Consider the following 11,515-nt stretch of genomic DNA (forward strand, 5'->3'; position numbering starts at 1 on the left):
GAATTTATACTGTTAGCAGAGGTGGTCATGAGTAACGACAAAAAACACAATCGGCCAAAATACAGCCTGGAATTCAAACAAGATGCCGCCAAACTGGTTCTGGAAAAAGGCTACAGCCAACAGCAGGCAGCCGATCATTTGGGCATATCGCAAAGCGCCCTAGGACGCTGGGTACGAGCGGAACGCAAGCCTTCGGCGAACGAATCGGCGGTAAAAAAGTCTTGTCTGAATCTGGGGGACCGTGACGAATTGATCCGCTTACGGAAGGAAAATGAACAGTTGCGAATGGAGCGCGAAATCTTAAAAAAGGCCGCAGTCTTCTTTGCGAAAGAAACCGAATAAAGTACGGGTTTATTCGAGAGCAACAGAAGACCTATCCAGTCACCGTACTGTGTCGGGTCATGGGCGTTGGCACTAGTGCTTACTACGAATGGTGCACCGCCTCACAAGGCAGTGATAAAAAGCGGCAGGATCAACAGCTTACCGATAAAGTGTGTCAAATCTTTACCGACAACAAGCAGTGCTTTGGTTCGCGTCGCTTAGCGGATCGCTTGCAGAAACAGGGTTTTGCCGTCGGCCGCTTTAAAACGCGGCGGATCATGCGGGAGTTGAAGTTAAAAGTTCGCTACCCCAAACGATTTAAAGTGACCACGGACAGCAACCACAGCGAGGCCATCTCCCCAAATCGGCTGGATCGCCAATTCAAGGTCGCTCAGCCAAATCAAGTGTGGAGCACGGATATTACCTATGTCTGGACGTTACAGGGCTGGCTGTATGTCGCGGTCGTTATCGATCTATTCTCCCGCCAAGTGGTGGGCTGGGCCATTGACGACCACATGCGGACCTCGCTCTGTGTCAAGGCATTACAAATGGCCTTCTGGCGTCGCAAACCGCCACCTGGTCTGCTGCATCACTCGGATCGTGGTAGTCAGTATGCGAGTCGAGAATATCGCCAACATCTGGCCGTGATGCGCATGGAGCAAAGCATGAGCCGAAAAGGCAATTGCTGGGACAATTCGCCGACGGAACGCTTTTTCCGTAGCTTGAAGCATGAACAGCTCAACTACGAAAAATTCAAAACCCAAGAGGCGGCAAAACTGAGCGTGATCGACTATTTGGCTTTTTACAACGGCCGTCGATCGCATTCAACATTGGGCTATCAATCCCCGATCGAATTCGAGCGGGAATTTTCGAGAGACGCTGCCTAAACAAGTGTCCGGTTTTTGTTGACCATTACATTCAAAGGCTTACAGCAAAAACTGTAGGCCTTTTTTGTTTTTAGGCGTTTTTCGTTCACAAATCGTTCTCAGTGAACAGGAAAAGCGCTTATGGCAGCTATCGGAAAGTTACCAACCGGTTCTTGGCAAGTTCAAGTAAGACGCAAAGGCGAATCGCCGATAAGCAAAAGTTGTTCATCAAAAAAATTTGCTGAACAAATGGGCAAGATCAATTGAGAGCCAAGCTGATTGAGGTCTCTTTGTAGATCTTAGTGAAGCAGAAAAGGCAGCTCTCGGAGGTTTGATAGATATGCCTGGCGGCCTAAGTTGCGGCGTAGGATCGGTACGCAGCCAACGCCCGTCAAAGCAAAGTCATCGATCGGGCGGGCTCGTTATTTTACGACGCGCAGTTGCGGCTTTTGCGGCGGTTTGGGTTCTGTGGGTGTTGGCGGTGTTTCGTCGTCGGTTTCGTCCGGGTCGAATATCATACCTTTGCCGTTTTCCTTGGCGTAAATCGCCAGTACGGCTTTGCAGGGGGCGACTATACGCATGGCTTTGCCGGCAAAGCGGGCATTGAACTGGATCTCATCGTTACCGAGGTGCAGGCCTTGAATGGCTTCCGGGCGGATGTTCAATACGATACGACCGTCTTCAACGAAATCGGTCGGTAGCACGACGCCAGGGTATTCGGCGTTGACCAATAAGTGCGGAGTCAGGCTGTTGTCGACAATCCATTCATAAATGGAGCGGATCAGATAGGGTTTTAGTGGGGTCATTTGCTTGCGAGTTGCATCATGTCTTTTTCTTCGCGGCTCAAGCTTTCCTGAAAGGCTTTGCGGCCGAATAAGCGGTTGGCGTAGGCAGTGACGCCTTTGCCCAGCCCGGCGATGTCGATACCTATGCTCGGCAGCCGCCATAAAAACGGAGCCATCGCGCAATCGATCAACGAATATTCTTCGCTCATAAAATAAGGTGTGGCTTCGAAGACCGGAGCCGCCGCAATCAGGCTTTCCCGCAGCATTTTTTTGGCTTTTGCGGCTTTCTTGTCGCCGTGGACCTGGACTTCCTCCAGCAACGGGTACCATTCCTGGTCGATGCGTTTGATCAGCATTCTGGCGTTGGCGCGGGAAACCGGGTCCATTTGGTGCAGGGCGGGGTGGGGGAAGCGTTCGTCGAGGTATTCCATGATAATGCGGCCGTCGTATAGAACCAGATCGCGTTCGACGAAAGTAGGCGCGTTGCCGTTCGGGTTCAGTTCCAGCAAGTCTTCCGGCGGGTCGTTCGGATCGAAAAATTCGATGTCGGCCGGCACGCCTTTTTCGTGCACCACCAGCCTGGCGCAGTGGCTCATTATGCAGTTGGCCGAGCTGAAAAGAATCATTGCGGATTTTCGGCTGGAAATGTTTGCCACGAATTGAACCTCTTGGAGAAACCGGAATTGGATCGCGGCTGATTGTAGCATGGATGATCGGGCTTTTGGGTTGAGCGGCGGAGGCTGGAGGCGCCGTAATTCGCCGGTTTCAGCTTGGCTTGGCGGCATTTGTCGGGCTGCGGTCAGCCGAGTTTGACGATGATGTCTTCCAGCACGTTGGCGGTGGCGTGAACCTTGTCGGCGGCGTTGGAAAGGTGCCGATAGAGCTCGCGTTGTTTGAACATATTCAGATAGTCGTCGCCCTGGAATAAGTCGGCGATGGCCTTACGGTACATTTTTTCGATGCGCCGCTCGGAATGGCGAGCGGCGAAAGCATGCGGTTCCGCGCCGCGAGGCTGTTTGCCCAGCACCGCAAAGCCCTTTTCCAGGGCATTGATGCCGACTTGCAGTTCCTGCACCATGGCCAGTGAATGCCGGTCCGGCGCCAGTTGCAGCGCCTGCATTTCGTTGTAAGTACTCTTGCAATAGGTGACGATACTGTCCAGCGAGGCTATGGCGCGGTAAATATCTTCCCGGTCCATCGGCGTCGCAAACGAACTGTTCAGCGCGTGCAAATTGCGCATCCGCAGGCGGTCCGCCTCGTGCTCGTCTTCTTTTAACATCTCGCCGGCATCAATGCATTCGGTGGCCATGAACCGCGCCAGATTGTCGACCGTGACGCAAACTTGCCGACATTGCTCGTGCAATAGCCGGTAAAAATCCGCGGGTTTCGGGAAAATCTTTTGCAGGAGGCGTGAAATGGCAGACGTGTTTGGGCTGGGCATCGCGGTTCACAGGCCCAAAGCGGGCAAATGGCTGATTAAGGTATAACTCAGGCTGGCGATCAGTGCCGAGCCGGGAATGGTGATGATCCAGGTTTCCAGTATCTCCCCGGCTTTACCCCAGTGCACGGTGCGCGGCCGCTCCGAGGCGCCTATGCCCATGATCGACGCCGCGACGACGTGAGTGGTGGAGACCGGCGCGCCGCAGAACGAGCCGGCGAATATGGCGCCGCAGGCGCTCAGTTGCGAGTTCAGAGCGTGGATCGGCCGAATCTTGTAGATCGAGAACCCCAGGGTGCGGACGATGCGCCAACCGCCGGTCAGGGTGCCAGCCGTCATCGCGCCGGCACAGAGCAAGATCACCCACATCGGCACCCGAAAGCTGTCGATAGCGCCGCCGAGCAGTAGAACCAGCGTCAAAATGCCCATGCTTTTCTGAGCGTCGTTGCTGCCGTGGGCGAAGGCCAGTGACGCGGCGGTTAGCCATTGGCTTTGTTGCAGGCGTTTGTTGATGCGGGGATGGGCTGCGCGTAGTAAAAACAGGGTCAGCCGCTGCAGCACGAAACCGGCTGCAAAGCCCAATAGCGGCGACAAGCACAAGGCGAGCAAGACTTTACTGAAACCGTCGAATTCCCCGCGGCGGAGTTCCGCAAATCCCCAGTAAACCGGTTCGGTGCCGGCCGAAACCAGTACCGCGCCTATCAGTCCGCCCACCAGCGCGTGGGACGAGGACGAAGGCAAGCCGCGCCACCAGGTGAATAAGTTCCAGGCCACGGCGGCAAACACACCGGAGATGACGATGGGCAAGGCTTGGCGCTTGGGAATATGCGAAAGATCGATCATGCTGCCCAGCGTGTTGGCCACGGCCGAGCCGCCCAGCAACGGTCCGAGAAACTCGCAGCTGGCTACGACCATTACGGCTTGAAGTGGAGTCATCGCCCGGGAAGCGATGACTCCGGCAATGATATTGGAGGCGTCGTGGAAGCCGTTGGTATAGTCGAACACCAGTACGATTCCCACGGCAACAACGATAAGCGGTAGTAAGCCCTCCAATGTAGGTGGCAAGCCCGGTTAATTAGTTGATGACGTTGTGGCCGCGCTGCCGCAAGCAGTTGCGGTAAGCGTTCTTGTAGCTGTCGTTGGAATGGATGCCTTGCTGGGCTGCGCCGCCGATACCGCCTGCGGCTGCGCCGACCGCTGCCCCTCTGGCGGCGTTACCGGTTGCAGCGCCGATCGCCGCACCGCCGGCTGCGCCAATCAGGCCGCCGACGCCGGCGCCGATTGCGGTATCCTTGTAGGTGCTTGCCGATTGCGCTGCCAACTGTTGACATTCCTGCATGTCCTGGTTCAATCGGTAAGCGTTTCTGTCGTTGTAGGTGTCCACGGTCGGCGTCCAGCCTGTCGTCGTCGCGCAGCCGGAAACCAGCAATACGGTTGTCAGTACCGATTTAAGCGATAGTTTTTGCATGTCATTTCTCCTGAATATGTCCGACTCGGCGGAAGTGGGCCAGAGATTAGCCGATTTCGCACCAATTTGGAATCGGGTAAGTCGAATTGACAGTTGCGCGCCGCTTCACGTATGATTCGCAGCCTTTTTATCCGTTATCAATCAGGGCAGTACCTTATGAAAAGAACATATCAACCCAGCAAAATCAAGCGCGTCAGAACCCACGGTTTCCGTGCTCGCATGGCTACCGTCGGCGGCCGTAAAGTGATTAACGCGCGCAGAGCCAAAGGCCGCGCTTCGTTGACGGTTTAATTGTCGGCGGAAAGTTTTGGCTTTCCCGATCAGTATCGGCTACGGACGCCTGCTGAGTATAAAAGAGTATTCGCCAACCCGGTAAAATCGACCGACAGGTATTTTACGGTATTGGCAGTAAGCAATTGCCTGGCCCATTCGCGTTTGGGCCTGGCGATCGCCAAAAAAACGATAAAAAAAGCAGTCGCACGGAATCGCATAAAAAGGGCTGCCAGGGAAAGTTTCAGATTACAGCGGCAACATATCGTCGGCATAGATATTGTAGTTTTGGCGCGGGGCGACGCGGCTAACGCAGCCTCGCCCATATTGAGGAAGTCATTGGAAAGGCATTGGCTAAAACTGGTAGAGCGATGCGATTCCTGCTCATAACCCTGATCAAGTTTTACAAATACTTCATAAGTCCTTTGCTGGGGCCGAGATGCCGTTTTTATCCCAGCTGTTCAAGTTATGGCTTAGAAGCAATCCAACTGCATGGTGCTTTCAAAGGCTCTTACCTCACGCTTCGCCGATTATTGAAATGCCACCCTTTTCACGAGGGCGGCATTGATCCTGTTCCGGAAAAATTGAGTAAATAACAATGGATAACATAAGATTTGTCTTGGTCATGGCGATGTTGATGATCTCCTACATGTTGTGGGAGTCTTGGCAGATCGATTATGGCCCGAAGCCGCAAGCGATTATTTCCGAAACGCCCGTGATCGCTGGAGACGCAACGGTCGCCTCATCCGGACAGACAGCCGCTGCCGGGCAAAACCCCGCAAATCCAGCCGTTGTCCAAGCGCCTGCCGATAAAGTCATCAAAGTCAAAACCGATGTTTTCGAGCTGGAGATCGATACCCAAGGCGGCACATTACGCAATCTCGATCTGCTCAAGTACCCCCACGAAAAAGTCAACACCGTCGTCGACAAGGCCTATGCTCTGATCGGCATGACCCCGCCGGAAAAAAATCTCAACCCGATCCGCCTGTTCGACAGCAATCCGGAAAGCCTTTATCTGGCGCAAAGCGGCTTGATCGCCAATGCCAATTCCGCCGCGGCTCCGGACCACCGCAGCGTGTTCAGTGCCGAAAAGAACGAATACCAATTGGCCGAAGGCCAGGACGAATTGCGGATTCCGCTGACCTGGACCAACCAGCAAGGCCTGACCGTCACCAAAACCTATACCTTCAAACGCGGTAATTATGCGATCGGCCTGGAACAGAAGGTCAGCAACCGTTCGGCACAGGATTGGTCGGGTAAACAATACAACCAATTGCTAAGAAAGCTGTACAGCGACAAAAGCAACAACAGCTTCATCAGAACCTTCTCCGGCGGCGTGGTTTACACCGAGAAAGACAAGTTCCAAAAAATCAAATTCGAAGACATGGCCGACGACAAATACGACGTCAAGGCCAAAGATAACGTGCACAGCAAAAGCGGTTGGAGCGGCATGATCCAACACTATTTCGCCGCAGCCTGGATTCCGCCCGCCGACCAGGACGCCCAGTTTTACACCAACGATTTAGAGGATACCCGCTATCAAGTCGGTTCCCTGTCGCCGGATTTAAGCGTGCCCGCCAACGGTGAAGCTGCGTTCACCAGCCAATTGTTTGCCGGCCCGAAAATCCAGCCGGTGATGGAAGCTTTGGCTCCCGGCCTGGAATTGACCGTCGATTACAGCTGGTTGACGCCGATTGCCAAAGGTATTTATTGGTTGCTTAACCAGATCTACGGTTTCGTCGGCAACTGGGGTGTGGCGATTTTGGGCGTGACCTTCGTCATCAAGGCCTTGTTCTTCAAACTGTCCAAAGCCAGCTTCCAGTCGATGGCAAAAATGCGCAAGATTCAGCCGCGGCTGAAAGACTTGCAAGAGCGTTACGCCGACGACCGCCAGAAGTTCAATACCGAAATGATGGCGATGTACAAAAAGGAGAAGGTCAACCCGCTCGGCGGCTGTTTACCGATCCTGGTGCAGATTCCGGTGTTCATTTCGCTGTACTGGGTATTGATCGAAACCGTCGAAGTGCGCCAGGCCGACTTTGCCCTGTGGATTCAGGATTTGTCGGCGCAAGACCCGTTCTACCTGTTGCCGATTTTGTACGGCATCACGATGAAGATCCAGCAAAGCCTGAACCCGGCGCCGATCGATCCGCTGCAAGCGCAGGTCATGAAAATGTTCCCGATCGTGTTCACCGTGTTCTTCCTGTTCTTCCCGTCCGGTTTGGTACTGTACTGGATTTGCAATAACAGCTTGTCGATCATCCAGCAGTGGTACATCACCAAGCACGTGCTTGAAGAGGATGCCCACAAGCATAGTGTTGTCCCTTAATGCTTGACGGCGACACCATAGCCGCCATCGCCACGCCGCCGGGTAACGGCGGCGTCGGCGTGATCCGCATTTCCGGGCCCGCCGCGCCCGGCATCGCCGGTAACCTGACCGGCAAACCACTCCCCAAACCCCGTTTCGCCCAATTCGTATCTTTCCTGGAAGCCGACGGCCGCGCCATCGACAGCGGACTGCTGCTGTATTTCCGCGCCCCCGCTTCTTTTACCGGTGAAGACGTCGTCGAACTGCAAGGCCACGGCGGCAGCGTCGTGTTGGATATGCTGTTGCGCCGGGTATTAGCGTTGGGCGCCAGATTAGCCGAGCCGGGAGAGTTCAGTCGCCGCGCCTTTTTGAACGACAAAATCGATCTGGCCCAGGCCGAAGCGATTGCCGATTTGATCAGCAGCAGCACCGAACAGGCCGTGCGCTCGGCTCAGCGATCGTTGCAGGGCGTGTTTTCCGAAAAAATTAACCAGTTGATCGACGAATTGATCGAACTGCGCGTGTTTATCGAAGCCGCGATCGATTTCGTCGACGAAGAAATCGATTTTCTCGGCGACGGCGTCGTCGCCGGCCGGATCGCGCGCCTGCAAGCACAGATCGGCGAAATCCGCCGTAGCGCCGAACAGGGCCGGCTGTTGCACGACGGCATGACCGTGGTCTTGGCCGGTAAACCCAACGCCGGCAAGTCCAGTTTATTGAATGCTTTGGCTGGCCACGATGCGGCCATCGTCACCGACATCGCCGGCACCACCCGCGACGTGTTACGCGAGCGGATTCAACTGGACGGCATGCCGCTGCACGTGATCGATACCGCGGGTCTGCGCGACAGCGACAATCCGGTCGAGCAGGAGGGCATTCGCCGCGCCCACCAGGAAATCGCCAGGGCGGATCGGGTGTTGTTGTTGATCGACAGCAGCGACACCGACTGTACTGGCAGCGATGCCGATTTGCCGGCCGGAATCGCCGTCACCAAAGTGTTCAACAAAATCGACTTGGTCGGCGGCCAGGCTCGAATCGAACAAACCCCGCTAGGAACCGAGATTCATCTGTCGGTCAAACAAGGCCAGGGGTTGGATTTGTTGAAAAACCATCTGAAGCTGAGCATGGGCTTCAGCGAAGGCGCGGACAACGTTTACGTGGCCAGAGCCCGCCATATTCAAGCCCTACAACAGGCCGCCCAAGCCGTAGAAAACGCCGCCGACCAATTGCAGCACCAGGCCCACGAACTAGTCGCCGAAGAACTACGCCAGGCCCAAACCAGCTTGTCCGCAATCACCGGAGAATTCACCTCCGACGACCTGTTGGGCGAGATTTTTTCCAGTTTTTGTATCGGGAAGTAATCGATTTAATTCCAGTCTGTTCGGCCTGGAAGCCATTAAAGCTGGATATCGCCGTCGCTCGGCCCTAGGCCAAAGTTACTCAAGTTTATTTTATGAATCCACACGTCCACAAAACTGGCTTGGAAAACTTGGCCCATATTTAGACGCTAATTTTCAAATCCGCTCGAATAATTCAGTTGCCTTCCCTCGACCGCCACAGAGCGGCTACGCAATACCCGCCCGGTCGGGCCTACTAAACACTGTCGGCGAATTCGGCCATTTCGGTGTAGTATCGCTCTTATGCGAATGGGCGCAGCCGCTAACGAGGTACCGCTATGTTGGACACCATGAGAAAGCCGTTTTTTGCCGTCGCGCTGGTGCTGTTGGCGCTGGCGTTTTTGATCGACATCGGCGCTTCGTTTCTGGATTTCGCAGTGCCGAGCGGCCAGAAAAGTCCGGGCGATCTGCCGCGTCCGGGTTTGGGGATTCCCTACCTGGCTCTGGTCGACGGGCTGTTGCTGTACACCGTGGGTTTGATCGGCGTGTCGCTGCTGGTACCGGAGCGCATCCACGGCCGCATCCAAGGCATCGTGACTTTCATCGTCGGCTTAATGAGTCTGATCGCGTCGATCGGCATGATTATGGTCGCCATCGCCTTGTTAGGGGTCATGGTGTCGTTGCTGTTGGCGGTGCCGTTCGGCACCGCGCTGTATTTCGCCGGATTCGCCGATTTTGCCAAGGCCGCGGCGGCCTCCACCCTGGCGCTGATCATGCTGTTGAAGCTGGGCTTTTGCGGATTTTTGGTGGCGGCCCAGCAGCAGTTCCTGCAGAACAAGGGGCTGGTGTTATTGACGCTGACGGCCTTGCTGGCGAATATCCTGGTCACTTTCCTGCACGGGCTGGTGCCGGGTTTTCTGGTCAGCATCACCGACTGTATCGCGGCGCTGGTGATCGGCGTGCTGGGCGCGATCTGGAGCCTGGTGTTGCTGATCGGCTCGCTACCGGCCATCGTCAAGGCCTTGCGGGTGGATCGGGCGCTGGCCTGAGCTTATTCCAAGGTTAAGCGCGCGGTTTGCCCATCGCCGCAGGTTTCGCAGCTCAGTCTCAAATTGGCGCCTTTGGTCAGCACCGGCGCTTTGAAATGCTGCGGATTGCGGGCCGGTTTCCAACATAGCGGTTCTTCCCACTTCGAATCGGCGTCGTTCAATTCGAATCTGACCCGGACCCGGACCGGCGCCGAGTTTTGCGGACAAGCCTCCCCGGCGGCAACCGGGATCAGCAACTGGTAATTGTCGGACCCGCGCAGGTTCAAGGTTCTGCGTTCGGCTTTGGCCGGGTCGATTTTGATCAGGCAGGACTCATTGGCGCTGAGCGCCAATGAATCGCCGTCGCGCCGGCAATGGTTATCCAACGGGTGAATTTCGGCCGGCTTGATCGCCGGCGCCAGCGGCGCCAGCAGGTCGTCCATCGCACTCAGCCAACTATCCTTACTTAAACGCGAGGCCTCTTGGTTTCGGCTGCGGGCGTCGGCCGGTTTGTCGTTGGCTCGGGGACGGAACCCCAAAGCCAACGCCAGCGCAAACAGGCATAGCAATAAAACCAAGCCGATGATCACGCCTTTGTTTTGCTCCATCGATCGAATCTCCGAATTTCAATCCGTGATTACTGTTCCGCCGGTTCAATGCCGCGCGGCATGACTTTGAAGATTTGTTGTTGTCTGGTCATCAACTTGGTCAAATCGCGGTCCCAGATAATTACCGGCCGGGTCGGCGTGGTTGCCACGGTCAGCTTGATCGGAGTACCTTTATCCACGGCTTGGCCGGGAGCAGGGCTTTGCTCGATGATTGTTTGTTCCGGCTGGGCGTTAGTGGGTTGCGAGTTGGCTTCTCCCAACACCAGATTGCTGTTGGATAGGGTTTGAGCGGCGGCGAGCAGCGTTTTGCCTCTCAGGTCCGGCACGGCGATGCCTGGAAAGCTCAACACCACCGACACTGTCGTTTCCGCTTCGGCCGCTGAACCTGCAGACGGAGACTGATCCAGCACGATCGGATCGCGTTTGCTCGGATCGAATTTGAAGCTGGTTTCGAATTTACTCAAGCCGGCCTGCTTCAGCCGTTGCTGGGCTTCGTCCCAGATCATGCCTTTCAGGTCGGGGACTTTGGCTTTCTCGACCACCGGGCCGGTGTCGTCGGGCTTCATCATCAACCAAACCGCGACGCCTATGGTTAACAGCACCACCAACGCCAACACCAGAATCCACCAGGGGAATGGTTTGGGTGGGGGAGGCGGCGCCACTGCGTTCTGGATTTGCAGATAAACCGGTTCGCCGTCCTTGAAGTCATCGTCCGGCCTATCCACCGAGAACACCTGCAAGTGGAATTCGTATTTGCCGTCAGCAACCGATTTGGGGACCTGAAAATTGACCGATATTTCCTCGGTGGCGCTCGGCGCCAGCTTCCATTCGTTTGAGATCGCACCGCTGGTCGGTTTGGCGTTGGCGCCGGCCTGGATCGACGAGATCCATTTTTCTTCGGTGCCGCTACCGGTGACAACCCGGGCTTTGAGCAGCAATTGCCGGTCAGTGTAGGCGTTGGTGACGAAAAACTTGCAATTGCCGTTGCCGTTGCTATCGCAACTTACCTTGTCTGACGCTTGTTTGATACTGACGATTGCGGTCATTGTAGTTATCTCCTGTGACGTTAAATAAAACGAATACCGG

At 55.5% G+C, this 11,515-nt stretch carries 15 protein-coding genes; 8 read left to right on the forward strand and 7 right to left on the reverse strand.

Annotated features, from left to right (window positions below; translation table 11 throughout):
* Positions 1 to 27: 27 nt before the first annotated feature.
* Positions 28 to 342, forward strand: coding sequence for a transposase (locus PL263_RS18520; RefSeq protein WP_278209330.1), 315 nt, complete (start codon positions 28 to 30; stop codon positions 340 to 342).
* 11 nt (positions 343 to 353) lie between these two features.
* Positions 354 to 1,208 (forward strand): IS3 family transposase, encoded by an 855-nt coding sequence (locus PL263_RS18525; protein ID WP_278212847.1) that lies wholly within the window; start codon positions 354 to 356, stop codon positions 1,206 to 1,208.
* 401 nt (positions 1,209 to 1,609) lie between these two features.
* Here PL263_RS18525 and PL263_RS18530 read toward each other — a convergent pair whose 3' ends face one another.
* The 5 genes from PL263_RS18530 to PL263_RS18550 form a co-directional block, all read right to left on the reverse strand.
* A complete protein-coding gene (locus PL263_RS18530) occupies positions 1,610 to 1,993 on the reverse strand; it encodes a ClpXP protease specificity-enhancing factor (RefSeq protein ID WP_140911659.1) in 384 nt (127 codons plus the stop codon).
* Positions 1,990 to 2,568: a glutathione S-transferase N-terminal domain-containing protein gene (locus PL263_RS18535; protein ID WP_278210781.1), complete on the reverse strand. Its 579-nt coding sequence runs from the start codon at positions 2,566 to 2,568 to the stop codon at positions 1,990 to 1,992. Before PL263_RS18535 ends, PL263_RS18530 begins: the two co-directional genes overlap by 4 nt.
* A 203-nt stretch (positions 2,569 to 2,771) precedes the next feature.
* Positions 2,772 to 3,413 carry a DUF47 family protein gene (locus PL263_RS18540; RefSeq protein ID WP_278210783.1) on the reverse strand — a complete coding sequence of 214 codons (642 nt, stop codon included), beginning with the start codon at positions 3,411 to 3,413 and terminating at the stop codon, positions 2,772 to 2,774.
* A gap of 6 nt (positions 3,414 to 3,419) precedes the next feature.
* Positions 3,420 to 4,430, reverse strand: coding sequence for an inorganic phosphate transporter (locus PL263_RS18545; RefSeq protein ID WP_278210785.1), 1,011 nt, complete (start codon positions 4,428 to 4,430; stop codon positions 3,420 to 3,422).
* Between the two features lie 55 nt (positions 4,431 to 4,485).
* Positions 4,486 to 4,878: a hypothetical protein gene (locus PL263_RS18550; RefSeq protein WP_140911662.1), complete on the reverse strand. Its 393-nt coding sequence runs from the start codon at positions 4,876 to 4,878 to the stop codon at positions 4,486 to 4,488.
* A 156-nt stretch (positions 4,879 to 5,034) separates the two neighbouring features.
* Between PL263_RS18550 and rpmH the strand changes: the two genes are divergently transcribed.
* The 6 genes from rpmH (at position 5,035) to PL263_RS18580 (ending at position 9,842) form a co-directional block, all read left to right on the forward strand.
* Complete coding sequence (gene rpmH, locus PL263_RS18555) at positions 5,035 to 5,169, forward strand: 50S ribosomal protein L34 (RefSeq protein WP_054763660.1); 135 nt, start codon at positions 5,035 to 5,037, stop codon at positions 5,167 to 5,169.
* Positions 5,170 to 5,538 carry a ribonuclease P protein component gene (gene rnpA / locus PL263_RS18560; RefSeq protein ID WP_278210787.1) on the forward strand — a complete coding sequence of 123 codons (369 nt, stop codon included), beginning with the start codon at positions 5,170 to 5,172 and terminating at the stop codon, positions 5,536 to 5,538.
* The gene (yidD, locus tag PL263_RS18565; protein WP_140911664.1) at positions 5,520 to 5,744 is read left to right on the forward strand and encodes a membrane protein insertion efficiency factor YidD; all 225 of its coding nucleotides are present in this window, start codon (positions 5,520 to 5,522) and stop codon (positions 5,742 to 5,744) included. The genes rnpA and yidD overlap by 19 nt, the downstream gene beginning before the upstream one ends.
* Positions 5,745 to 5,746: 2 nt before the next feature.
* Positions 5,747 to 7,477: a membrane protein insertase YidC gene (yidC, locus tag PL263_RS18570; RefSeq protein ID WP_278210789.1), complete on the forward strand. Its 1,731-nt coding sequence runs from the start codon at positions 5,747 to 5,749 to the stop codon at positions 7,475 to 7,477.
* Entirely contained in the window at positions 7,477 to 8,817 is a 1,341-nt protein-coding gene (gene mnmE, locus PL263_RS18575; protein WP_278210790.1) for a tRNA uridine-5-carboxymethylaminomethyl(34) synthesis GTPase MnmE, read from the forward strand. The genes yidC and mnmE overlap by 1 nt, the downstream gene beginning before the upstream one ends.
* Positions 8,818 to 9,131: 314 nt before the next feature.
* Positions 9,132 to 9,842, forward strand: coding sequence for a hypothetical protein (locus PL263_RS18580; protein WP_278210791.1), 711 nt, complete (start codon positions 9,132 to 9,134; stop codon positions 9,840 to 9,842).
* A gap of 2 nt (positions 9,843 to 9,844) precedes the next feature.
* On the opposite strand, the gene PL263_RS18585 is transcribed toward PL263_RS18580, so the two are convergent.
* Together PL263_RS18585 and PL263_RS18590 are read right to left on the reverse strand one after the other, a co-directional pair.
* Complete coding sequence (locus tag PL263_RS18585) at positions 9,845 to 10,429, reverse strand: hypothetical protein (protein ID WP_278210792.1); 585 nt, start codon at positions 10,427 to 10,429, stop codon at positions 9,845 to 9,847.
* Between the two features lie 29 nt (positions 10,430 to 10,458).
* Positions 10,459 to 11,475, reverse strand: coding sequence for a PASTA domain-containing protein (locus tag PL263_RS18590; protein WP_278210793.1), 1,017 nt, complete (start codon positions 11,473 to 11,475; stop codon positions 10,459 to 10,461).
* Positions 11,476 to 11,515 lie beyond the last annotated feature (40 nt).

It is taken from the genome of Methylomonas sp. EFPC3, from assembly GCF_029643245.1.
Lineage (GTDB): Bacteria > Pseudomonadota > Gammaproteobacteria > Methylococcales > Methylomonadaceae > Methylomonas > Methylomonas koyamae_B.

Excerpts from the sequence above, each read along its gene's own strand:
- yidD (WP_140911664.1), top strand. The coding sequence starts at position 5,520 with ATGCGATTCCTGCTCATAACCCTGATCAAGTTTTACAAATACTTCATA.
- PL263_RS18535 (WP_278210781.1), bottom strand. The coding sequence starts at position 2,568 with ATGAGCCACTGCGCCAGGCTGGTGGTGCACGAAAAAGGCGTGCCGGCC.
- PL263_RS18530 (WP_140911659.1), bottom strand. The coding sequence starts at position 1,993 with ATGACCCCACTAAAACCCTATCTGATCCGCTCCATTTATGAATGGATT.
- yidC (WP_278210789.1), top strand. The coding sequence starts at position 5,747 with ATGGATAACATAAGATTTGTCTTGGTCATGGCGATGTTGATGATCTCC.
- rpmH (WP_054763660.1), top strand. The coding sequence starts at position 5,035 with ATGAAAAGAACATATCAACCCAGCAAAATCAAGCGCGTCAGAACCCAC.
- PL263_RS18520 (WP_278209330.1), top strand. The coding sequence starts at position 28 with ATGAGTAACGACAAAAAACACAATCGGCCAAAATACAGCCTGGAATTC.
- PL263_RS18550 (WP_140911662.1), bottom strand. The coding sequence starts at position 4,878 with ATGCAAAAACTATCGCTTAAATCGGTACTGACAACCGTATTGCTGGTT.
- PL263_RS18590 (WP_278210793.1), bottom strand. The coding sequence starts at position 11,475 with ATGACCGCAATCGTCAGTATCAAACAAGCGTCAGACAAGGTAAGTTGC.
- PL263_RS18580 (WP_278210791.1), top strand. The coding sequence starts at position 9,132 with ATGTTGGACACCATGAGAAAGCCGTTTTTTGCCGTCGCGCTGGTGCTG.
- mnmE (WP_278210790.1), top strand. The coding sequence starts at position 7,477 with ATGCTTGACGGCGACACCATAGCCGCCATCGCCACGCCGCCGGGTAAC.
- PL263_RS18585 (WP_278210792.1), bottom strand. The coding sequence starts at position 10,429 with ATGGAGCAAAACAAAGGCGTGATCATCGGCTTGGTTTTATTGCTATGC.
- PL263_RS18540 (WP_278210783.1), bottom strand. The coding sequence starts at position 3,413 with ATGCCCAGCCCAAACACGTCTGCCATTTCACGCCTCCTGCAAAAGATT.